Source organism: Nonomuraea muscovyensis (assembly GCF_014207745.1).
In the GTDB taxonomy this organism is placed as follows: domain Bacteria; phylum Actinomycetota; class Actinomycetes; order Streptosporangiales; family Streptosporangiaceae; genus Nonomuraea; species Nonomuraea muscovyensis.
Genome location: NZ_JACHJB010000002.1, coordinates 1,661,155 through 1,682,487, shown reverse-complemented (window position 1 = coordinate 1,682,487; position 21,333 = coordinate 1,661,155). Strand labels below are relative to the sequence as shown.

At 71.7% G+C, this 21,333-nt stretch carries 21 protein-coding genes; 10 read left to right on the top strand and 11 right to left on the bottom strand.

The window, feature by feature from the left end:
• The first annotated feature begins 94 nt into the window (after nucleotides 1–94).
• From FHU36_RS24540 to FHU36_RS24530, 3 genes are all read left to right on the top strand, one after another.
• Nucleotides 95–652 (top strand): TetR/AcrR family transcriptional regulator, encoded by a 558-nt coding sequence (locus FHU36_RS24540; protein WP_185086227.1) that lies wholly within the window; start codon nucleotides 95–97, stop codon nucleotides 650–652.
• A 232-nt stretch (nucleotides 653–884) separates the two neighbouring features.
• Nucleotides 885–1,430 carry a hypothetical protein gene (locus FHU36_RS24535; protein ID WP_185086226.1) on the top strand — a complete coding sequence of 182 codons (546 nt, stop codon included), beginning with the start codon at nucleotides 885–887 and terminating at the stop codon, nucleotides 1,428–1,430.
• Nucleotides 1,412–1,672, top strand: a complete 261-nt coding sequence (locus FHU36_RS24530) for a hypothetical protein (protein ID WP_185086225.1) — start codon at nucleotides 1,412–1,414, stop codon at nucleotides 1,670–1,672. Before FHU36_RS24535 ends, FHU36_RS24530 begins: the two co-directional genes overlap by 19 nt.
• A 148-nt stretch (nucleotides 1,673–1,820) precedes the next feature.
• Here FHU36_RS24530 and FHU36_RS46900 read toward each other — a convergent pair whose 3' ends face one another.
• A complete protein-coding gene (locus FHU36_RS46900; protein WP_221496555.1) occupies nucleotides 1,821–2,282 on the bottom strand; it encodes a DUF4158 domain-containing protein in 462 nt (153 codons plus the stop codon).
• 190 nt (nucleotides 2,283–2,472) lie between these two features.
• Between FHU36_RS46900 and FHU36_RS24515 the strand changes: the two genes are divergently transcribed.
• The gene (locus FHU36_RS24515; RefSeq protein WP_185086224.1) at nucleotides 2,473–3,507 is read left to right on the top strand and encodes a GNAT family N-acetyltransferase; all 1,035 of its coding nucleotides are present in this window, start codon (nucleotides 2,473–2,475) and stop codon (nucleotides 3,505–3,507) included.
• Between the two features lie 43 nt (nucleotides 3,508–3,550).
• Here the strand turns inward: FHU36_RS24515 and FHU36_RS24510 are convergent, their stop codons facing one another.
• From FHU36_RS24510 to FHU36_RS24500, 3 genes are all read right to left on the bottom strand, one after another.
• Entirely contained in the window at nucleotides 3,551–4,705 is a 1,155-nt protein-coding gene (locus FHU36_RS24510; protein ID WP_185086223.1) for an NAD(P)/FAD-dependent oxidoreductase, read from the bottom strand.
• Between the two features lie 69 nt (nucleotides 4,706–4,774).
• Entirely contained in the window at nucleotides 4,775–5,647 is an 873-nt protein-coding gene (sigJ, locus tag FHU36_RS24505; protein ID WP_185086222.1) for an RNA polymerase sigma factor SigJ, read from the bottom strand.
• Between the two features lie 326 nt (nucleotides 5,648–5,973).
• Nucleotides 5,974–6,552 carry a TOPRIM nucleotidyl transferase/hydrolase domain-containing protein gene (locus FHU36_RS24500; RefSeq protein ID WP_185086221.1) on the bottom strand — a complete coding sequence of 193 codons (579 nt, stop codon included), beginning with the start codon at nucleotides 6,550–6,552 and terminating at the stop codon, nucleotides 5,974–5,976.
• Nucleotides 6,553–6,632: 80 nt separating this feature from the next.
• Between FHU36_RS24500 and FHU36_RS24495 the strand changes: the two genes are divergently transcribed.
• From FHU36_RS24495 to add, 4 genes are all read left to right on the top strand, one after another.
• Nucleotides 6,633–7,568 carry a coiled-coil domain-containing protein gene (locus FHU36_RS24495; RefSeq protein WP_185086220.1) on the top strand — a complete coding sequence of 312 codons (936 nt, stop codon included), beginning with the start codon at nucleotides 6,633–6,635 and terminating at the stop codon, nucleotides 7,566–7,568.
• Nucleotides 7,569–7,618: 50 nt separating this feature from the next.
• Nucleotides 7,619–8,152 carry an SDR family NAD(P)-dependent oxidoreductase gene (locus tag FHU36_RS44805; protein WP_312891785.1) on the top strand — a complete coding sequence of 178 codons (534 nt, stop codon included), beginning with the start codon at nucleotides 7,619–7,621 and terminating at the stop codon, nucleotides 8,150–8,152.
• Nucleotides 8,153–8,461: 309 nt separating this feature from the next.
• Nucleotides 8,462–9,061 (top strand): TetR/AcrR family transcriptional regulator, encoded by a 600-nt coding sequence (locus FHU36_RS24485; protein ID WP_185086219.1) that lies wholly within the window; start codon nucleotides 8,462–8,464, stop codon nucleotides 9,059–9,061.
• A gap of 66 nt (nucleotides 9,062–9,127) precedes the next feature.
• Complete coding sequence (add, locus tag FHU36_RS24480; RefSeq protein WP_185086218.1) at nucleotides 9,128–10,156, top strand: adenosine deaminase; 1,029 nt, start codon at nucleotides 9,128–9,130, stop codon at nucleotides 10,154–10,156.
• 172 nt (nucleotides 10,157–10,328) lie between these two features.
• Here the strand turns inward: add and pgl are convergent, their stop codons facing one another.
• The 5 genes from pgl to tkt all read right to left on the bottom strand — a co-directional run bounded on the left by pgl (nucleotide 10,329) and on the right by tkt (nucleotide 17,057).
• Entirely contained in the window at nucleotides 10,329–11,102 is a 774-nt protein-coding gene (gene pgl, locus FHU36_RS24475; protein ID WP_185086217.1) for a 6-phosphogluconolactonase, read from the bottom strand.
• 198 nt (nucleotides 11,103–11,300) lie between these two features.
• Nucleotides 11,301–12,215: a glucose-6-phosphate dehydrogenase assembly protein OpcA gene (locus FHU36_RS24470; RefSeq protein WP_185086216.1), complete on the bottom strand. Its 915-nt coding sequence runs from the start codon at nucleotides 12,213–12,215 to the stop codon at nucleotides 11,301–11,303.
• Entirely contained in the window at nucleotides 12,215–13,846 is a 1,632-nt protein-coding gene (gene zwf / locus FHU36_RS24465) for a glucose-6-phosphate dehydrogenase (RefSeq protein ID WP_246502557.1), read from the bottom strand. Before zwf ends, FHU36_RS24470 begins: the two co-directional genes overlap by 1 nt.
• Before the next feature lie 86 nt (nucleotides 13,847–13,932).
• Nucleotides 13,933–15,024, bottom strand: coding sequence for a transaldolase (gene tal, locus FHU36_RS24460; protein ID WP_185086215.1), 1,092 nt, complete (start codon nucleotides 15,022–15,024; stop codon nucleotides 13,933–13,935).
• 2 nt (nucleotides 15,025–15,026) lie between these two features.
• Entirely contained in the window at nucleotides 15,027–17,057 is a 2,031-nt protein-coding gene (tkt, locus tag FHU36_RS24455) for a transketolase (protein WP_246502833.1), read from the bottom strand.
• Between the two features lie 354 nt (nucleotides 17,058–17,411).
• On the opposite strand from tkt, the gene FHU36_RS24450 reads away from it, so the two are divergent.
• Nucleotides 17,412–18,368, top strand: coding sequence for a heme o synthase (locus tag FHU36_RS24450; protein ID WP_185086213.1), 957 nt, complete (start codon nucleotides 17,412–17,414; stop codon nucleotides 18,366–18,368).
• 65 nt (nucleotides 18,369–18,433) lie between these two features.
• Entirely contained in the window at nucleotides 18,434–19,597 is a 1,164-nt protein-coding gene (locus FHU36_RS24445; protein WP_185086212.1) for a PrsW family intramembrane metalloprotease, read from the top strand.
• On the opposite strand, the gene FHU36_RS24440 is transcribed toward FHU36_RS24445, so the two are convergent.
• On the bottom strand, nucleotides 19,569–20,264 hold the full coding sequence (locus FHU36_RS24440) for a SanA/YdcF family protein (protein WP_246502556.1): 696 nt from the start codon (nucleotides 20,262–20,264) through the stop codon (nucleotides 19,569–19,571). The two genes, FHU36_RS24445 and FHU36_RS24440, sit on opposite strands and share 29 nt — an antisense overlap.
• A 61-nt stretch (nucleotides 20,265–20,325) precedes the next feature.
• Nucleotides 20,326–21,315, bottom strand: a complete 990-nt coding sequence (locus tag FHU36_RS24435) for a COX15/CtaA family protein (RefSeq protein ID WP_312891784.1) — start codon at nucleotides 21,313–21,315, stop codon at nucleotides 20,326–20,328.
• Nucleotides 21,316–21,333: the final 18 nt, after the last annotated feature.

Here is a 21,333-nt window from a genome sequence, read left to right as displayed (position 1 = left end):
GATGACTCATCCCGCTGTCTCGCTGACCATACAGCGCGCTTATGCGATCGCATAATGCGTTCGCATGAATAAATCGTCTGCTACGCTCGGGGGCATGGGGAACCGGGAAGATCTCTTCGCCGCCGCGAAGCGCTGCCTGCTGGAGAAGGGCTACGACCGCTCCAGCGTCCGCGACATCGCCTCGGCCGCCGGGGTGAACATGGCGGCCATCGGCTACCACTACGGGTCGCGGGAGAAACTGCTCAACCAGGCCCTGTTCGCGCTGCTCGACGAGTGGGGCGACGCGATGGGCCGGGCGCTCGACCCGGACGTCGGCCTCGTCGGCATGTGGGAGAACCTGCTCGGGCAGTTCGCCGACAACCAGGCCCTCTGGCTGGCCTCCGTGGAGCTCTTCCTGCAGGCCCAGCGCCGCCCCGACCTCCGCGACCAGCTCACCCAGGGCACGCGGGAGGGCCGCCGCGGCATGGCCGCGATCCTGGAGAACACGCCTGAGGACGAGGTTCCGGAGCGGGCCATCCGCACTGTCGGCATGGTGCAGATGGCACTGATGTCCGGCCTGATGATCCAGTGCCTCAGCGACCCGGACAACGCTCCCACGGCGGCCGAGGTGCTGGAGGGCCTGCGAGCCCTGGTGGCCCTCGCCGAGAAGTGACGGGCCGGCACCTCGCGCCTCGCCGCAGGCCGGTCCACGTCTCCGCCGCCGCGATCACCTGGGGCCTCCCGGGCCCCCGAGCACGACGCGGCCGTCCGGAGGCGTCTCCTCGGCACACGAACCGTCCTGGTACGGGCACCCGAACACGCTCGCGAAGGCGGGAGCCCGTCACGGCTCGTACGTCCTGGCGGCGCACTCGCTCGGCGGCGCGTACGCCCGGCGTTTCCCGCAGTTGTTCCCCGACGAGGTGGCCGGAGTGGTCTACCTGGACTCCTTCGCCCACGAGGAGTGGGACATCCACCACACTGACGAGCGCCTGCGGCTCAAGCCACAGCCGGTCCCCGGCGCCCTGATGTTGCGCCTGATCACGCTGCTGTCTCGCGGCCTGTACCGGAAGATGTTCGCCGCCTGGCCAGGTGAGGTCCGTGACGCGCTCATCGCGCGGCACCTCACCGTCGACGCGCGGCGTGCCGGTGCGCTCGAACGCAGCAACCAGCACCAATGGGGCGAGAAGCTCATGGGCGCCGGACCGGTGCCCGGCAGGCCGGCAGTCATGCCCACCGCGCCGGGCATCGACGCCGCCCTGAGACTCACGATGCCCGAACGGCTCCTGCAGGAGATGACCGAGGGCAAGATCCGCATGCACCGGGCCATGGCCGCGTCCGTCGCCCATGGTGAGCACCGGGTTCTCGCGGGAGCCAAGCACAGTACGATCGGCACCGACTGCCCGGACGAGGTCGTGCGGGCTATTTTCGACCTGTGGCGGCGGGTGCGCTGAAGGGGGCGGCGTACGACCCCGAGTTCGTCCAGCTCTACCTCGCGTGCGACCAGGCGATGGACTGGGCGCCCCACGACCCACGCCTGTGTGAGATCGCCGACGCGATCGTCGCCTGGAACGCTCGCCACCCCCGCGACAACGATCTCGCCGAGAGCACGGCCGCCCTGCTGAGCTCGAACACCGTCGAGTCCTCGCCCGCCTGGGCGCGCCTGGAGCACCTGGTGGCCGCCAGAACGGCTTGACCTTGACGCTGCGTCAGGGCTTCAGCATTGAGGCCATGAGGAAAACCATGATCGCGGCCGGCCTGGCCGCCATGACGCTGGCCGCCACGCAGGCCCCCGTGGCCGCCGCCACCCGCGGGGGCTCGCCCCGAAATGTGGACACCGATCGTTAAGCGGCGAGCAGCACCCTGTCGATGGTCTGCTGCTCGTAGTCGATCGGGCAGAGATACCCGAGGGTGGAGTGTCTTCTTCGGGTGTTGTAGCGGGTGATCCACATGAGGACGGCCAGGCAGGCCTCGCGCGCCGAGGACCAGCGCTTGGCTCCCTGTAGCGTCTCGCGCTTGAGACTGGCATTGAAGGCCTCCGCTGCGAAAACGACCTGCTCTGCCAATCCGACCACGCCACGGATGTGCTCGGCCACCACCGGCGGGACGTCCCCGAGCTTCGGGAAGTACCCAAGCCGCTGGTATGCCTTCAACCACACCAGCAGCGCCAGCAGATGCTGATCGTCCTGCGTCTTGCCACGCGCCCACTCCACTTCGGCCGGCGACGGGGTGAACACCTCCGTCAGCTCCCGAGCAGACACCACCCGCGCGAACCTCGGGTAGGCCGTCCGACCGATCGACGCCACCGAACCTCCGGAAACCGTCACCAATCAGCGCCAACCCTCAGATCCTACGACCGGTGATCAAGCCCGCGGGCCGTTTCTGCCGTATCCCGGTGCCACCCGATTACGGCAGCGGAAACGGCCAGGCCACCACCTCGTAGCAGCGGCGTAACACCTCGAAGGCATCCTTGAGCTGCAACGAAGGGGAACAAACATGGCATTCATGCGGATCCGCACCACCGTCGACGAACGACCTGGGCGTCTGGCCTCCCTCGCCGCCGCACTCGCCAAACACGGTGGCAACATCCTCGGCCTGAGCGTCCAGCCCGACACCGACGGCACCGTGGACGAGTTCGTCGCCGAGGTGCACGCCGCCCCCGACACCGTCCGAAAGGCCCTCGAAGCCGCCGGCGGGCGCCGCGTCCACGTCATCCCCGCCCACGCCCACGAACTCGCCGACGAGCCCACCCGCGTCCTGCTCCTGGCCGACTGGCTCCGCTCCCAGCAATGGCGCCTGCCCGACGCGCTCGCCGAGCTGCTACGCGCTGACGACGCCCGCTGGTCCTACGGAGACGTCACCGACAGCGACCTGCCCGACCCCACGCTGCTCATCGTCCCGGTCACACACGACACCGCGATTCGCGTGCGCCGGACAGGGCTGCCCTTCACACTCACCGAGGCGGCCAGGGCCGCAGCCCTCGTGCGGCTCGGGCAGGAGCCGGCCGCGCCCCCTGCCGGCGACCAGTCGATCCGCCTCGCCGATGGCACCGAGGTCGTCGTGCGTCCTCTCACCACCATCTATCGCGAGGCCGTACGCGACCTGCACGATCGCTGTTCACCCGAATCACGACGCTTCCGCTACTTCACCAGCATGCCGACCCTGCCGCCGCGTATGTTCGACCGGTTGTGCGATCGCGGCCGCGGCGAATCCCTCGTCGCCGGCCACGACGGCCAGGTCATCGCCCTTGCGAGTCTCATGTACACCCAAGAGCCCGGCATCGCCGAAGTCGCCATCCTCGTCGAGGACACATGGCAGGGCCGCGGCCTGGGCGGCAAGCTCATCCGCCGGCTCCTCGACATCGCCCGCGACCAAGGCTTCGCCGAGGTCCGCGCCACCATGCTGTCGGACAACGCCCGCATGCGCCGCCTCATGATCTCCCTCGGCGCCGGCATCCACTACACCGACGACCCCGGCGTGATCGAGGGCCGCATGGCCATCGGCAAGATGGCCCCCGCCCCGCAGCGCTGACGCCCTCACCGCCACGCCGCCGCGTCGTGGAGGGGTGCGGGGGTCATCCGGCGGGGGCGGCCTTCTCCTCCTCGCGGGGGAGGAAGGGGAGCTCGATGTAGACCCGGTCGGCGGCGGCGAGGATCTTCGAGGCGTCGTCGACCGGCGGGTGGATCTGCTGGTTGATCTGCTTCTTGATGACCGCGCCGTCGGCACCCGAGGCCATCACCCTGCGGTCCCAGCCCCGGGTGAAGACCGCACCGGCGCCGCCCAGATCCAGGCAGGTGACGTACGGGCCGGGGGTGAAGTCGCGCAGCGGCACATCGAGCAGGTCGGCCGCCGCGTTGTACCCGGCGACCTTGCCGAGCGGCGTGGCGTGCTGGCAGGCCTGCATGACCGTGTGCTCGGCGTCGAACGCCGCCGCGGCCGTGTCCCCGGCGACGAACACCTCGGGAAGGGCGCGCAGCCGCCGGTCCACCGGCACCCGGCCGAGGTGGTCGAGCTCGTCGGACAGTTGCCGGGTGAGCTCGCTGGCCCTGATCCCCACGGACCAGACCACCACGTCCGCTTCGACCTTGGTGCCGTCGGAGAGGACGGCGTATCCGTCGCCGACCTCCGTCACCGTCGTCCCGAGGCGGCGTCCGACGCCCAGCTCGTCCAGCGCCGCCTCGATCTCCTCGCGCGGGCCCGGGCCGAGCTGGTCCCCGACCACCTGCGACCGGTCCACCAGCAACACCCGGCCCCGGGCGGCCAGCGCGGTCGCGGCCTCCAGGCCGGTGAACCCGCCGCCGACGACCACTGCGGAGAAGTCCTCCCGGTCGCGCAGATAGTTGGTGAGCCGCCGGGCCCCGTCCAGGGTGTCGATGTCGAAGAGCCGTTCGGCGCCGGGCAGGCCCTGGGGCCGAACGAGCCTGCTGCCCGCCGCCAGGACCAGGCGGTCATAGCCGATCTCCTCGCCGTCGGCCACCACCACGCGGCGGTCGGTGTCGATCGTGCTCACCGAGGCCCGCAGGTGCTCGACGCCGATCGGCTCGAGGATCCGGCTGAGCTCCACCTTGGCCAGGTCCGGCTCCGGCTCGTACAGGCGTGGTCGCAGCACCAGGTGCTCGTCCGGCGCGATGAGCGTGATGCGCAGGTCGGCATCTCCACGTGCCAGCGCCGCTCCCGCCGCGCTCCACACACCCGCGAAACCGCCTCCGATGATCACAACGTGTCGCATCTTCTCGTCCTCTCCCAGCCTCGCCCTCCGGGGGATCGGAGGGTTCGGCAGGGAGACAAGACGGCGGGTTCAGATGTGACCGATGTGGGCGAACTTTTCGGGATTGGCCAGTCTCCTGAACGCCGTGATCCGCCCGTCGGCGATCTCCACCGTGTCGAGCCAGATCAGCTCGCCGCCGCGATAGGTCGCCAGCGCCGGGTGCCCGTTCACCTCGATGATCTGGAACGCGTCGGGGCGCCTGATCTGGATCTGCCTGACCGCCAGCAGGGCGATGAGCTCCGCGCCCCGGACCGGTCTGCGCGCGGCGGTCACCTTGCCGCCGCCGTCGGCGACATAGACGGCCTCGGGGTGCAGCAGCTTGACGAGCTCGGCCATGTCCCCCGCGTCGGCTGCCGCCTTGAACGCCCTGAGCACGCGTTCGGTCTCGGCCCTGGACGCCCGGGGCCGCTCCTCGACCGCGGCCACCCGCGCCCGCGCGCGGGAGGCGAGCTTGCGGCTGGCGGCGGGCGTGCCGCCGAGCACCTCGGCGATCCGGCCGAACGGGAAGTCGAAGACGTCGTGCAGCACCAGCGCGACGCGTTCGGCGGGGGTGAGCGTCTCCATGACCACCAGCATCGCGGTGCTCACCGACTCGTCCAGGAGCACCCGGGCGGCGGCGTCGGGCCCGGTCAGCAGTGGTTCGGGCAGCCAGGGCCCGACATAGGACTCGCGCCGGACGCGCGCCGACTTCAGCACGTTGTAGGACGTCCGGGCGGCCAGGGTCACCAGCCAGGCTCGCAGATCCCGCACCTCGGACAGGTCGGTGGCCGCGGCGCGCAACCAGACCTCCTGCGTCACGTCCTCGGCTTCGGTCATGGCGCCCAGGATCCGGTAAGCCGCCCCGAAGACCGCGGGGCGATGGGATTGCCAGTCGGCCTCCGCCAACGTGCCGGTCGGCTCCACCCTCCGCCTCCTGCCCCCTCGGATCAGTGATCGACCTTCGATCCTAGTACGGCGGCCGGAATCGTGATCTTGGTGGGACCGTCCGTGACGTGATGCGACGCCCGGCAAGATGCGGCACCTGCTGGAACGGGCGAAATGGCCGTCTGTGCCGTCACCGCCGCGCGGGCACGGACCACCGGAGGCGGTTCGCCACCGCCCCCGACCAGACCCCATCCGCCGATCCCGGGCTGATCCCCCTCGCCGTCACAGAGGTGGAACGCCTGGTCAACCCGCACCTGGCACAGCCTCCAGCACCGGCGCCGTTGGCTCGCTCGGCGATGACAGAATCACCGTCTCCGACTGCCCGACAGGTGGGCCAGCAGCATATCCAGCGGCCGCGGCACGCGATCGAGATCGAGTGCCGCGACGAGCGGGCCGGCGTAGCGGATCTTGCGGCCACTGCCTGATCCCATGAACCGGCGCAGCTGGTCGTGAGTGGTGCCCCCGCGCCATGCGGGTTGCTTCTGGAGCGTGCGGAACGAGCCGAGCTCGCCCTCGGCATCGACAACGCGCTCAACCGCGGCGGTGCCGAGGGCGCGGATCAGCTCGTCTTCCAGATCGGCGACGCACACGAAGAATCCGAGAGCCTCCAGATCGCTTCGGCTGAGATTGGATCCAAGGCCGGCGCGCTCGAGACTCCTCCGGAAGTCGCCTTCCTCCCTGGCGTCACACAGACCGGCCAGCCGGAGATCGCGACCGGGAGGGCCGAACCTGCCGAGATACGTCCCGATGTTGGTGGCGCCGCCCATCGCCACAAGGGAGATGCCTTCGGCCGCCAGGTCTCGGCCACGGCGCTCGGCCAACGCTTCGATGGCCGACTTGTCGCTGGCTCCCTCGACCAGGACCACGGTTTGCGTGTCGCTCACGAGCCCAGCTTCGCATCGAACCTGGAGAGGTTCATCTCGTTTTACGCGTTGGAAGGTCACCGGCACCGCTCGGGGCGAGCGTGCGCTACGAACCGGGCCGGGCGGGGTATCTCACCAGCGTGGATCTTGACGAGGTGGCCGGCAGGCTCTACGCGCTCCCGCCGCCGGAGTTCACCGCCGCGCGCGAGGCCGAGGCCCGCGCGGCCAAGGAGGCGGGAGACGTGCGGCTGGCGCGCGAGATCGCCCGGCTGCGCAAGCCGACGGTCTCGGCGTGGGCCGTCAACAAGGCCGCCCGCGAGCATCCCGGCGCCCTGGGCGAGCTGCTGGAGCTGGGCGAGGAGCTGCGGCGGGCCTGGCGGGAGCAGGACGCCGGGGCGCTGGCCGAGCTGACCAGGCGGCGCGGCGCCGTGTCCGGCCGGGTGGGCAGGCTCGTCACGGAGGGCGCCGGGCTCTCGGCCGCCGCGGCGACCGAGGTGGACCAGACGCTCGACGCGGCCGTGGTCGACGCCGACGCGGCCGCGCAGGTGCGCGCGGGACGACTGGTCAGGCCGCTCAGCTACAGCGGTTTCGCCCCCGCCCCTGAGCCCGCGGCGCGGGCCGGGTCCGCACGGTCCGGAGCCGGGCAGGCGAGGGCGTCCGGGACCCGAGCATCCGGGACCCGAGCATCCGAGGTCAAGGAGTCCGGAGCCGAGCAGTCCGGGGCCGTGGCGGCCGGGGTCAAGGGGTCCGCCGCGGCCCGCCGCAGGGCCAAGGTCGAGGACGAGACCGCCCGGGCGCGTGCCCGGCCGGAGGCCGAGGAGCGCAGGGCCAGCCAGCGGCAGGAGGCCGAAGCGGTCCACCGCGAATGGCAGGAGGCGCTCGCCGTGGCCGTACAGGAGCACGAGGAGCGGGCCGGCAAGGTCGCCCGGCTGGAGCAGAAGCTCGCCAAGGCCCGGCGGCGGCTGGCCGAGAGCGAGCAGCGCCTCGAGGTGGCCCGGCGCGAGGAACGGCACGCGCGGCATCGCCTGGAGGGATAGAGCCTGGTCTGTACGAGACCGTTTCGTACACCTCGGGACCTGGAGTGGCGATGACAGCCTGGACCCCCGCCGGCATGCCCGACCTGACCGGCCGCACCGCGATCGTGACCGGCGCCGACAGCGGCATCGGCCTGCCCACCGCGCCGGAGCTGGCCCGGCACGGCGCCCGCGTGACCGCCCGCTCGGCCGAGAAGGGTGCCGCCGCGGTCAGCGGCATCCGGCAGGCGGTTCCCGACGCGCGGGTCGCCTACGCCCGGCTCGATCTCGCCGACCTCGCCTCGGTCAGGGAGTTCGCGGCAGGCATCGACCAGGTCGACCTGCTGGTCGACAACGCCGGCGTCGCCATGACCCCGAAGAGCCTGACCAAGGACGGCTTCGAGCTGCAGTTCGGCACCAACCACCTGGGCCACTTCGCGCTCCGGCCTGCTGCTGCCCCAGTTGCTGGCGCGGCCGGGCGCGGTCGTGGTCGCGGTCTCCAGCGACGCCCACGCGCGCGACGGCATCGACTCGAGGATGCCGGGCGCGGACCTCTGGCTTCAGTCATGGGGGTATGCCCGGTGCGAGAGTGCCCCACCAGGGGGTGAGCGTGCGTTGACGGAACGGACTTCGGTAGCGCGCCCGGCGCCGGTATGGTGGGTCGTGGTCGAACACGTGAGTGATATCCAAGCTTGCGGGGGAGGCCGAGGCAGTTTCTGCTCACCGCCGGGAGGGCGGAGTTCGCGCGGCCCGGACCGGGTGTGCGGGCTGGGGCGTGGAAACCCGTGGGAGCGGGGCCGGAAGGTGAATTGCCAAGCGACAGCGTCGCGACCATGCGCGTGGCCGCACGGTTGGGACGGCTGGAATCCCCCGGATTCATCCGTGGGGAGCGCTCCAATCGAGGAGATCTCCTACCGGTGAAGGACGTGCACGTGGCTCCACTCGACCCCGACCGGGAGAGGGCCATCCTCGACGCGACGCTGGAGTTGCTGTCGGAGTCGGGCTACGACCGGATGTCGGTCGACCAGATCGCCCGGCGGGCCAAGGCCAGCAAGGCCACCATCTACCGGCGCTGGCCGGGCAAGCCCGAGTTGGTGGCCGACGTCATCTGCGGACGGCTCGACATGGGCTCCCCGCCGGATCCCGACACGGGCTCGCTCGCGGGGGACGTGTCGGCGTTCTTCCGCGAACTGTGCGCGGTGCTGGAGCGCAAGCACACCCTCATCATCGGGCTGTTGTCCACGCTCGTCTCCCACCAGGAGCTGGCCAGGACGTTGCGCGCGCACATGCCCAGCAAGGACCTGTCCGGCGTCGAGGCGATGCTGGCGCGGGCGGTGGAGCGCGGCGAGCTGGCCGGCCCGGTGGCGGCCGGCCGCCTCATGGCGGTGATCGAGGCGCTCGTCTGGCACCGCATGATCTTCGTCGGGCCGCCGTTCGACGCCGCGTTCGTCGAGGAGTCGGTGACGGGCGTGCTGCTGCCGCTGCTGCGGGCCTGGCCGGTCCAGTCGCAAAACTGACATCTTCGCGTGAGATTGACGCCCAAAAGCTGTTGGAACGGACGATCGCCGTCCTAGGGTCGTCCCATGACCCTCGACCCAGGCCTCGACGCCTTCATCGACGCGCTGCCCAAGGTGGAGCTGCACGTCCACCTGATCGGCTCCGCCTCCGTGCCCACGGTCCTGGAACTGGCCCGCCGCCATCCCGGCGGCGAGGTGCCCACCGCCGAGGAGGAACTGCGCGCCTTCTACGCCTTCACCGACTTCCCGCACTTCGCCCGCGTCTACCGGGCCGTGAACGCGCTGGTCAGGGAGCCCGAGGACGTCGCCACCCTGGTCACCGGGCTGGCCCGCGACCTGTCCGGCCAGGGTGCCCGCTACGTCGAGCTGCAGGTCACCCCGTACGCCCACCACATCGTCGGCATGCCGATGCGCGAGGTCACCGAGGCGCTCGACCACGGCGCCCGCCTGGCGCTCGCCGACCACGGCGTGGAGATCGCCTACATCTTCGACATCCCCGGTGAGTACGGGGTCGAGGCGGCCGACGTGACCGTGGCCCACGCCCTGGAAGAACCTCCCGCCGCATTGGTAGGTTTCGGGCTCGGCGGGATCGAACAGGAACGCCCCGCCTACCGGGACGCCTTCCGCGACGCGTTCACCGCCGCCCGCAACGCCGGCCTGCACAGCGTCCCGCACGGGGGTGAGATGACCGGGCCGGAGACGATCTGGGAGGTCATCGAGGGCCTCGGCGCCGAACGCATCGGCCACGGCATCGCCTGCCTCCAGGACGACCGGCTCGTGGCCCACCTCCGCGAGACGCAACTCCCGCTGGACGTCTGCCCCACCTCGAACGTGTGCACCGGCCAGGTCGCCCGCATCGAGGACCACCCGCTGCCCCGGCTGCTGGAGGAGGGGCTGTTCGTGACGCTCAACAGCGACGATCCGCCCATGTTCGCCACCACGCTGGCGCAGGAGTATCGGGTGGCGGCGCGTGTCTTCGGGCTCGGCCGGCCGGTGCTGGCCCAGCTCGCCCGCAACGGCGTCACCGCCTCCTATCTGCCCGACGCCCGCAAGCAGGCCCTGCTGGCCGAGATCGACGCCCTGGTCACGGCCTGAACCGGCCCATCCACCGGCGCTCGGGCATGCCTCTGGGACGGAGACCAGGGGCATCAGGCACGAGGAGGGCCTCAGGCGGCGGGGGCACCGCGTCGCCGGGCGCCGTCGTGAGGCCCTCAACTCCGGGACGCCGGGGCGGCCGGAAGGCCAGGGCGTCAAGGGGGGCCGGGCGTCAGGGGGAGGCGATGCGGCCGAGACCCGGAGGGATCTTGGCGGCGGCGGCGCGGTCCAGGAGGAACAGCGTGCGGGAGCGGCCGCGCGCACCGGCCGCCGGGACCTGCATGGTCCCCGAGTCCGACAGCGCCAGCCGCACCGCGCCGGCCTTCTCCGCGCCGGCCGCCACCACCCACACCTCACGCGAGGCCCGGATCGTCGGCATCGTCAGCGAGATGCGCGTCGGCGGCGGCTTGGGGGAGCCGTGCACGGCCACCACCGGGCGCGTGTCGTACAGGGCCGGCATGCCCGGGAACAGCGAGGCCACATGCGCGTCGGGACCCATGCCGAGCAGCGTCACGTCGAACGACGGCGCCGGGCCGTGGTCCTCGGGCCGGGCGGCCTTGCGCAGCTCGGTGGCGTAGGCGTCGGCCGACTCCTCGGCCGTCAGGCCGGAGTCGGGGCCGAGCATGACGTGCACCCGCTCCGGGTTGATGTCGACGTGGTCGAGCAGCGCCCGCCGGGCGCCGGTCTCGTTGCGCTCCGGATCGCCGTCGGGCAGGAACCGCTCGTCGCCCCACCAGATGTCGAGGTGTGGCCAGTCGACCGCGTCACGCGCGGGCGTGGCGGCGATCGCGGCGAGGGTGGCGATGCCGACCGTGCCTCCGGTCAGCACCAGCGACGCCGAGCCCTTCGCGGACTGCGCGTCGACGAGCCGGGTGATGATCCGCGCCGCCACGGCCTTGGCCAGGATGTCGGCGTCGCGGTGCACGACGATGGTGGGAACGCTCACGGCGATCAGTCTTTCACGCCCGCGCCCGGCCCGGTGTCATCGGGGGTCGCGCCGCACCCGCCGGGCGACGGGCAAACCGCCTGTGGAGCGACGGGCGATCAAGGGATCATCGGCGCCGGTGGACCTGACGGCCCGGGGACCGGCCGGGGAAGCGCGCGGCCGGGCGCCCTCGGCTGAGGACGCCCGGCCGCCCGCCCGTCAGGCCTTGTGGTTGCGGGCCGCCCGCTTGACGGCCGCCGCGTACGTCTCGTCCGAGTCGAGCCGCCGCAGCTCCTCCGCCAGCAGCTCGGGGGTGTGCCGCCGGGCCAGCGCCACGTTGCGGTCGGGCCGCCCTGGACGGGCCAGCGTGGCGAGCCGGGCGTCGGTCCTGGAGATCGACAGCTCGCCCTCGCTCGTCGTCAGCCGCACCGAGGTCAGGCCGGGGCCGCCGGACTCCCCCACCTTGACGGGGCACCCCAGCTTCTCCGACAGCCACGCCGCCAGCAGCGGCGCGCTCGGGTTGCCGCCCACGGCCTCCACGAGGCCCTTGCGCACCTTGCCGACGGGCTGGTCGAACGCCGCCGCCAGCAGGCTGCGCCACGGCGTCAGCCGCGCCCACGCCAGGTCCGTGTCGCCGGGGGCGTAGCCCTTGGCCCGGGTCACCAGCGCCTTGGCGGCGTCGTCGCCCGCGGCCCTGGCGTCGGTGATGCGCCGCTGGGCGAGCATCCCGATCGGGTCCTTGGACGGCACGTCGGGAGCGTTGCCCGGCCACCACGCCACCACCGGGGTGTCGGGCAGCAGCAGCGGGCTGACCACCGAGTCGGCGTGCTCGGTCAGCTCGCCGTACAGGCGCAGCACCACCACCTCGCCCGGCGTGGACTCGCCGATGCGCAGCTCGGCGTCGAGCCGGGTGGTCTCGTCGGTCTCCCGGCTGATCACCACGAGGATGCGCGACGGGTGCTCGCGCGCCGCCTCGGTGGCGGCGCGCAGCGAGTCGTACTGGTCGCGCTCCTCGCACACCACCACCAGCGTCAGCACCATGCCGACGGCCGGCGCCCCCATCTGGTGGCGCAGCAGCGTCAGCTGGTTGGCGATCTTGCCGGCGGTCGTGTCGCTCAGCATGAACGTCGTCATCAGAGCCTCCTCCACACGCGGCCGTCACGCGCCATCATGGCGTCCGCCGACGGCGGCCCCCACGACCCGGCGGGGTAGGGCTCCGGCTGGCCCTGCGTGGCCCAGAACTCCTCGATCGGGTCGAGGATCTTCCACGACAGCTCCACCTCCCGCTGGTGCGGGAAGAGCGGCGGATCGCCGATCATCACGTCCAGCAGCAGCCGCTCGTACGCCTCCGGGGACGACTCCATGAACGACTCGCCGTAGGCGAAGTCCATCGAGACGTCGCGCACCTCCATCTGCGTGCCCGGCACCTTGGAGCCGAAGCGCACCGTGATGCCCTCGTCCGGCTGCACCCGGATGACGAGCGCGTTCTGGCCGAGGATCTCGGTGTCGTCCTTGGAGAACGGCAGGTGCGGCGCCCGCTGGAACACCACCGCCACCTCGGTCACCCGCCGGCCGAGCCGCTTGCCGGTCCGCAGGTAGAACGGCACGCCCGCCCAGCGCCGGTTGGCGATCTCCAGCTTGATGGCCGCGTACGTCTCGGTCGTGGAGTCGGCCGAGATGCCGTCCTCCTGAAGGTAGCCGACGACCTTCTCGCCGCCCTGCCAGCCCGCGGCGTACTGGCCGCGCGCGGTGTTGGCCGCCAGGTCGGCGGGCAGCCGTACGGCCTTGAACACCTTCTCCTTCTCCCGGCGCAGCGACTGCGCCTCGAAGGACGTCGGGTCCTCCATGGCGACGAGCGCGAGGAGTTGCAGCAGGTGGTTCTGGATCACGTCACGGGCGGCGCCGATGCCGTCGTAGTAGCCGGCCCGGCCGCCGATGCCGATGTCCTCGGCCATCGTGATCTGCACGTGGTCGACGTAGCCGCGGTTCCAGATCGGCTCGTAGAGGTTGTTGGCGAACCTCAGCGCCATGATGTTCTGGACCGTCTCCTTGCCGAGGTAGTGGTCGATCCGGAAGATCGAGCTCTCCGGGAAGGCCGAGGTGGTGATCTCGTTCAGCTCGTGCGCCGACTTCAGGTCGTGCCCGAACGGCTTCTCGATGACCACCCGCCGCCACGACCCGGGAGGCGCGTCGGCCATCCCGGTCCGCTTGAGCTGCTCCACCACGACGGGAAAGAACTTCGGCGGCACCGACAGGTAGAACGCATAGTTGCCGCCCGTGCCGCGGGTCTCGTCGATCTCCTTCAACGCCATCGCCAGCGCGTCGAACGCCCCGTCGTCGGAGAACTCGCCCGGCACGAAGTGGATGCCCTCGCAGATCTGCCGCCAGACCTCCTCGCGGAACGGGGTCCTGGCGTGCGCCTTGACCGCGTCGTGCGTCAGCTGGGCGAAGTCCTGGTTCTTCCAGTCGCGCCGGGCGAAGCCGACCAGGGAGAACCCGGGCGGCAGCAGCCCCCGGTTGCCCAGGTCGTAGATCGCCGGCAGCAGCTTGCGCTTGGCCAGGTCTCCGGTCACGCCGAACAACACCATCACACACGGCCCCGCCACCCGGGGCAGCCGCTTGTCGCGCGGGTCGCGCAGCGGGTTGGCGGCGGCCGCCTCCAGCGTGGTCGCCGCCTCGGCGGCGGAGGTGGCGACGGCGGTGGAGTCGTGGACGGAGTTGTGCGCTGTGCCCGCCTCCTCCGCGGGCTCTGCCACGTCTGTCATCTCAAGCCTCCTGTGCGGCTGCGGGCTGGTGCTCCCGCCGGGGGAGACGGCGGTGGCCGCCTCCCCCCGACGGTGGTCCACCTCCATCAGGGGACCAGGTTCTTGCTGACGCTCTCGAGCAGCTCGTTCCAGGACGCCTCGAACTTCTCGACGCCCTCGTCCTCAAGCACCCGCACCACGTCGTCGTAGTCGATGCCGGCCTCCTTGAGCTCGGCCATGGTGTTCCACGCCTGCTCGTAGAAGGGGCGGATGGTGTCGCCCGAGATCTGGCCGTGGTCGGCGACCGAGTCCAGCGTCTTCTCCGGCATCGTGTTGACCGTGCCAGGGGCGACCAGGTCGTCGACATACATGGTGTCGCGGTACTCGGGGTTCTTCACGCCCGTCGAGGCCCACAGCGGCCGCTGCGGCTGGGCGCCGGCGGCGCGCAGCCGCTGCCAGCGCTCGGAGCTCACCACGTCCTCGAACGCCGCGTACGCCAGGCGCGCGTTGGCGACGCCGGCCTTGCCCTTCAGCTCCGGCCGGCCGACCCCGTCGAGCCGCTTGTCGATCTCGGTGTCGACGCGGCTGACGAAGAACGACGCCACCGACTCGATCCTCGACAGGTCGAGGCCCTTGGCCTGCGCGGCCTCCAGGCCGGCCAGCCAGGCGTCCATGACCTGGCGGTAGCGCTCCAGCGAGAAGATCAGCGTGACGTTGACGCTGATGCCCTCGCCGATAGCCTGCGTGATCGCCGGCAGGCCCTCCAGGGTCGCCGGGATCTTGATCAGCAGGTTGGGCCGGTCGACCATCCACCACAGCGCGCGGGCCTCGGCGACGGTCTTGTCGGTGTCACGCGCCAGGCGCGGGTCCACCTCCAGCGACACGCGCCCGTCCACGCCGTCGGTGGCGTCGTACACCGGTCGCAGCACGTCGGCCGCCCACCGGATGTCGTAGGTGGTGATCGCGCGCACCGCCTCGCCGACGTCGACGCCGCGTACGGCCAGGTCGTGCAGCTGGGAGTCGTAGGCGTCGCCCTTGCTGAGCGCGCTGGCGAAGATCGTCGGGTTGGAGGTGACCCCGACGACGTTCTTCTCGCGGATCAGCTGCTGCAGGTTGCCCGTGCGCAACCGCTCGCGGCTGATGTCGTCGAGCCAGATGGAAACGCCCTGGCCGGACAGCTTGTTGAGGATCTCGCTCATCTTCAGTTTCCCGTCGTCTCGCCCTTGTCCTGACCGAGCTTGGCCAGGCTGGCCTTCGCAGCGGCGGCCACCCGCTCGGCCGTCAGGCCGAACTGCTCGTACAGCGTCTTGTACGGCGCCGAGGCGCCGAAATGGTCGAGGCCGACGATCTCGCCCGCCTCGCCGACGAACTCCCGCCAGCCGAGCGGCACGCCCGCCTCGACCGCGACCCGGGCCTTCACCCCGGACGGGAGGACCGTCTGCCTGTAGGCGGTGTCCTGCCCGGCGAACCACTCGACACACGGCATCGACACGACCCGCGTCGCGATGCCCTGGCCCTCCAGCAGCTCGCTCGCCCCGACGGCGATCTCCACCTCGCTGCCGGTGGCGATGAGGATCACCTGCGGGAGGCCGGACGACGCCTCGCGCAGCACGTAGCCGCCGCGGGCCACGCCGTCGGCGCTGGTGCCCTCGAACACCGGCAGGTTCTGGCGGGTCAGCGCGAGCGCGGCGGGCCGGTCGGTGTGCTCCAGCACCGCCTTCCAGGCGTAGGCCGTCTCGTTGGCGTCGGCCGGGCGCACCACGTCGAGGCCGGGGATCGCGCGCAGCGCCCACAGGTGCTCGATCGGCTGGTGGGTCGGGCCGTCCTCGCCGAGGCCGATCGAGTCGTGCGTCCACACGTAGGTGACCGGCAGCTTCATCAGCGCGGCCAGGCGCACCGACGGGCGCATGTAGTCGGAGAAGACCAGGAACGTGCCACCGTAGGGGCGGGTGCCGCCGTGCAGGGCGATGCCGTTGAGTATGGCGCCCATGCCGTGCTCGCGGATGCCGAAGTGCAGGGTGCGGCCGTAGCGGTTACCGGGGAACTCCTTGGTTTGGTGCTCCTCCGGGACGAACGACGGCTCGCCCTTCATCGTGGTGTTGTTGGACTCGGCCAGGTCGGCCGAGCCGCCCCACAGCTCGGGCAGCACCGGCGCGAGCGCGCCCAGCACCTCGCCGGAGGCCTTGCGGGTGGCCATCGACGCGCCCGCCTCGAACGACGGCAGCGCCTCGGCCCAGCCGGCGGGCAGCTCGCGGCGGGAGATGCGGTCGAGCTCGGCGGCCCGCTCCGGGTTGGCCTCGCGCCAGGCGGCGTAGGCGACGTCCCACTCGGCACGCGCCTCGCGGCCGCGCCGGGCCGCCGCGCGGGCGTGCTCCAGCACCTCGGCCGGCACGTCGAAGCCGGCGTCGGGGTCCATGCCCATGATCCGCTTGGTGGCGGCGACCTCCTCGGCGCCGAGCGCCGAGCCGTGGATCTTGCCGGTGTTCTGCTTGTTGGGGGCGGGCCAGCCGATGATCGTGCGCAGCCGGATGAACGAGGGCCGGTCGGTCTCGGCGCGGGCCTCCTCCAGGGCGGCGTGCAGCGCCCGCACGTCCTCGACGTAGTCGCCGGTCTCGGTCCAGTCGACGCTGACGGTGTGCCAGCCGTAGGCCTCGTAGCGCTTGACCACGTCCTCGGACTTGGCGATCAGCGTGTCGTCCTCGATCGAGATGTGGTTGTCGTCGTAGACGACGGTGAGGTTGCCGAGCTTCTGGTGGCCGGCGATGGCGCTGACCTCGTGGCTGATGCCCTCCTCGATGTCGCCGTCGCTGACCATGCACCAGATGTGGTGGTCGAACGGCGAGGCGCCGGGCGCGGCGTCGGGGTCGAACAGGCCGCGCTCGCGGCGGGCCGCCATGGCCATGCCGACCGCGTTGCCCAGGCCCTGGCCGAGCGGCCCGGTGGTGGTCTCGACACCGGCCGTGTGGCCGTGCTCGGGGTGGCCGGGGGTCAGGCTGTCCCACTGCCGCAGCCGCTTGAGATCGTCGAGCGTGAGCCCGTAGCCGGACAAGTAGAGCTGGATGTACAGCGTCAGGCTCGAATGGCCGCACGACAGCACGAATCGGTCACGACCGATCCACGTCGGGTCCGTCGGGTCGTGGCGCATCGTACGCTGAAACAGCAGATATGCGGCGGGGGCCAGGCTCATCGCGGTGCCGGGGTGACCCGATCCCGCCTTCTCCACTGCGTCCATCGCCAGGGCTCGAACGACGTCGACGGCCTTGTCGTCGAGGTCGGTCCATTCGAGGGCTGGCACGAGTTCGGTGCTCAAGTGCTCGATCTCCGGAATCTAGTCGTCTGTTGCTGGTGCCGGTTGGCTTATCCCGCCCACACCGGACCTTAACCGAGTGGAACAGGCCGTGGATTCCCCGATCCTCCCCCCGGGCGCAGGCATGCGGCTCCTGCACGGTTGCACGGCCCGAGCACCCCATTGGCCGGACCGGGCGACCCTGCGACTACAGTTTGGTTGTTCGCAGGGCAGCCACGCCCACCACGGATCCGCTCTAATCAGAGGTTACGCGTTGACTCCGCACGTGCTGGAAGCGCCTTGACGGTGCTGACCAACAGGCAGGCGACGGCCCCCGCCCCCGCGGCCGAGGCGCCGCGTACGACCGGGCGCTCGTTCGCTACGGTCGTCAAGGCCTACATCGCCCTCACCAAGCCGCGGATCATCGAGCTGCTCCTCATCACCACCCTGCCGGTGATGTTCCTGGCGGCCGGCGGCCTGCCACCGCTGTGGACCTCGATCTCGGTCATGGTGTTCGGCACCCTGTCGGCGGGCAGCGCCAACGCGCTCAACTGCTACGTGGACCGCGACATCGACCAGAAGATGCGCCGCACCCGGCGGCGCCCGCTGGCCCGCCACCAGGTGTCGCCGCGCGGGGCGCTGATCTTCGGCATCGTGCTCGGCGTCCTGTCGACCGCGGGTCTGTGGCTGACCGCCAACGGGCTGGCGGCCGTGCTGTCGACCGGGGCGATCCTGTTCTACGTCCTCGTCTACTCGATGATCCTCAAGCGCCGCACCGCCCAGAACATCGTGTGGGGCGGCATCGCCGGTTGCATGCCGGTCCTCATCGGCTGGGCGGGCATCACCGAGCGGCTCGACTGGGCGCCCCTGGTGCTGTTCGGCGTGGTGTTCTTCTGGACGCCGCCGCACACCTGGACGCTGGCCATGCGCTACAAGGAGGACTACGCCGCGGCCGAGGTGCCGATGCTGCCGGTGGTGGCCACCGAGCGGCGGGTCGTGCTGGAGTCGATCGCCTACACCTGGGCGACCGTGGCGTGCTCGCTGGCGCTGTGGCCGGTGGCGGACACGACGTTGTTCTACCCGGCCGTCGCGGCCGTGCTGGGCGTGGTCTGCCTGTGGGAGGTGCACCGCCTGCTGGCCCGGCTCAACGCCGGCAAGACCGGCGTCGCGCTGCGCCCCATGCGCTTCTTCCACTGGTCGAACGCCTACCTGGCGCTGCTGTTCCTCGCCGTCGCCATCGATCCGCTGCTGGCCTGAGCCCGCCGCCGGGTGGGCGTTTCCCGCGGCAGGACAGCATCTCCGTGATCCGTTACAGTCACCGTATGGGGTCTCGTGATCCACGCTGGGTGTTGAAGGACCGCCCGTCGACCGCGTTGATCATCGGGCTGGTCCTGACCGGCGTGTGCGCGCTCGTGTCGTTCTCGTTCGACGTGCTCAACGGCGCGCCCGTGCAGTTCTTCATCGCGCTCGTGCTCGCCCTGGCCCCCGTGCCCCTGCTGCTGGCGGCCGTGCTGGCGCTCGACCGGATGGAGCCGGAGCCACGCAGCGACCTCGTCTTCGCCTTCGCCTGGGGCGCCGGCATCGCGGTGCTCGTCGCGGGGGTGGTCAACTCGCTCAACCTGCACTACATCATCGACGCGGGCAACCTGTCGGAGACCAGCGCCCGCAACCTCGCCGCCACGTTCGGCGCGCCCGTGGTCGAGGAGACCATGAAGGGCCTCGTGCTGCTCGGGCTGCTGAGATTCCGCCGGGCCGAGCTCGACGGGCCGACCGACGGCATCATCTACGCCAGCATGGTCGGCCTCGGCTTCGGGATGAGCGAGAACGTCAGCTACTACATCGCCGCGCTCAACTCCGAGCAGGGCGGGGTGGGGCTGGCGGTCACGGTGGTGCTCCGCGGCGTGCTGTCGCCGTTCGCGCACCCGCTGTTCACCTCGATGATCGGCGTCGCGGTCGCCTACGCGGCCCAGCGGCACGGGCCGGAGCGGGTCTTCTCCGTCCTGGCGGGCTGGGCCGGTGCGATGGTCCTGCACGGCCTGTGGAACGGCCTGGTGTCCTACGGCGGCTTCCCGGGCCTCGTGGTGGCCTACCTGGCGCTGATGGTGGTGCTCGTCGTGCTCATCGCGGTGGTCATCGCCGACCGGCGGCGCATCGTGGCGCTGCTGCAGCGCTACCTGCCCCCGTACGAGCCGACCAACCTGGTGGACCAGGCCGACATCCACATGCTGTCGGCGCTGCCCCGGCGCAGGCGGGCCCGGCAGTGGGCCAAGCTCCACGGCGGCAAGCGGGGCCTGCGGGCGATGAGCGACTACCAGCTCGCCGCCACCGAGCTGGGGCTGCTGCACGCAAGGGCCGCCCGCCGGGTGGTGGACGAGCAGGCCTTCCACGAGGAGCAGCGGGCCCTGCTGGAGTGCATGAGCCTCGCGCGGGCGCAGCTCCCGGCCCCCGTGGGCGGGCCTAGCCGGCCCGGGCCAGGATCGTCCTGAGCGACGTCTCCGGCGGGCCGGGGAAGACCGGCTCGGCGCGCAGCAGCACGGCGTCGACGAGCGCCTTGCCGGTGGCGACCAGCTCCCGCGTGGCGTAGGCGTGGGTGGCCGCCGCCCACTGCCGGGTCGAGTCGTCGCCCACGCCGAACGCCTCCAGCCCCGCCGTACGGCACAGCGTCACCGCCCGGGGCAGGTGGAAGGCCTGCGTCACCACGGTCAGGCGCCGGGCGCCGAACACCTGGCGGGCCCGCACGCACGAGTCCCAGGTGTCGAACCCGGCGTAGTCGAGCACCATGACCTCGCCCGGCACGCCCCTGGCCAGCAGGTAGTCGCGCATGGCCGTGGGCTCGTCGTAGTCGTGGCGGCTGTTGTCGCCCGACAGCAGCAGCGCCCTGACCCGGCCCGCCCGGTACAGCTCGGCCGCCAGGTCGAGCCGGGCGGCCAGCATGGGGGTGGGGTGCCCACCGGACAGGCCGGCGCCGAGCACCAGGGCCGCCTCGGCGCCGGGCACCCGGGTGGTCCAGTCGTCGTCGCCGGCCACCAGCCGGTGCGGAGCGCTGCCGAGCTGGGCCCACGTCATGGGCGCCAGGGCGAGCATGCTGAGGAGCACCAGGGCCTGGTAGCCGCGCCGCAGGGTCTTCCGGGAGGGGCGGACGAATCGCCGCAAAGGACACCTCGCAGCGGTGGGGGAGTGGCGGACCTTTCACCCCATACCCTGACACGAATGCTCAGGCGGTGACGACCGCTTCGGTGGGGGAGGGGCTCGCGGCCGGGCCGCCGAGGTGGTCGCGGGTGCGCAGCGCGGTGACCGCGCGCAGCGCCCCGATCCAGACCAGCGTGGAGCCGAGCACGTGCAGCCCCACGAGCAGGGCCGGGACGCCCAGGAAGTACTGGACGTAGCCGATCACGCCCTGCGCCAGCTCGATGCCGAGCAGAGCCAGCGCGGCGCGGCGCGCGTGCCGCGGCGCGTCGGTGACGTGCAACGCGAACGCCAGCGCCAGCGTCAGTCCGACCACCAGGTAGGCGAGGTCGGCGTGCAGGCGGGCCACGGTCTCGATGTCGAGGTCGAAGCGCGAGGCCAGCTCGTCGCCCGAGTGCGGCCCGGTGCCGGTCACCACGACCCCGGCCACGAGCAGCGCGAACACCGCGGCGAGCAGGACGTGGCCGAGCCTGCGGATGTCGCGGTGGACCACCCGCCGTACGGGACCGTCGCCCTCGCCCGCCCGCTGGTAGAGCGCCCAGCAGGCGGCCGTCAGGGCGATCGAGATGAGGTAATGCATGCCGACGGTGAACGGGTTGAGCATGGTGTTGACCACCAGCCCGCCCCACAGCGCCTGCGCCACGATGCCCGCCGGCTGCAGCCAGGCCAGCACCAGCAGCGAGCGGCGGCGCGGCGCCAGCCGCATCGCCGCGACCACGCAGGCGAGCCCCACGGCCAGCACCAGGAACGTCACCAGCCGGTTGCCGAACTCGACCAGCATGTTGACCATCGAGACCTCGGGGTGCGGCACCGGCACGAAGCTGTCGGGCGTGCACCGCGGCCACGTCGGGCAGCCCAGCCCGGAGCCGGTGACCCGCACCGCGGCGCCCGACACGGTGATGCCCGCGTTGACCACCACGGACGCCAGCGCCCAGCCGCGCAACGACCCGGCCGTGGGCGCCCAGAACGACTGCGGGAGCCGGACGAGAGGGCGCGGAAGGTCGATGGGTAGCTTCACGTCAACGATGGTACGGGC

Bases quoted from the DNA above. Each gene is read 5' to 3' on its own strand.
- FHU36_RS24540 (WP_185086227.1), top strand. From the start codon at position 95: ATGGGGAACCGGGAAGATCTCTTCGCCGCCGCGAAGCGCTGCCTGCTG.
- FHU36_RS24515 (WP_185086224.1), top strand. From the start codon at position 2,473: ATGGCATTCATGCGGATCCGCACCACCGTCGACGAACGACCTGGGCGT.
- FHU36_RS24510 (WP_185086223.1), bottom strand. From the start codon at position 4,705: ATGCGACACGTTGTGATCATCGGAGGCGGTTTCGCGGGTGTGTGGAGC.
- FHU36_RS44805 (WP_312891785.1), top strand. From the start codon at position 7,619: ATGACAGCCTGGACCCCCGCCGGCATGCCCGACCTGACCGGCCGCACC.
- add (WP_185086218.1), top strand. From the start codon at position 9,128: ATGACCCTCGACCCAGGCCTCGACGCCTTCATCGACGCGCTGCCCAAG.
- FHU36_RS24470 (WP_185086216.1), bottom strand. From the start codon at position 12,215: ATGACGACGTTCATGCTGAGCGACACGACCGCCGGCAAGATCGCCAAC.
- zwf (WP_246502557.1), bottom strand. From the start codon at position 13,846: ATGACAGACGTGGCAGAGCCCGCGGAGGAGGCGGGCACAGCGCACAAC.
- tal (WP_185086215.1), bottom strand. From the start codon at position 15,024: ATGAGCGAGATCCTCAACAAGCTGTCCGGCCAGGGCGTTTCCATCTGG.
- tkt (WP_246502833.1), bottom strand. From the start codon at position 17,057: ATGGACGCAGTGGAGAAGGCGGGATCGGGTCACCCCGGCACCGCGATG.
- FHU36_RS24445 (WP_185086212.1), top strand. From the start codon at position 18,434: ATGGGGTCTCGTGATCCACGCTGGGTGTTGAAGGACCGCCCGTCGACC.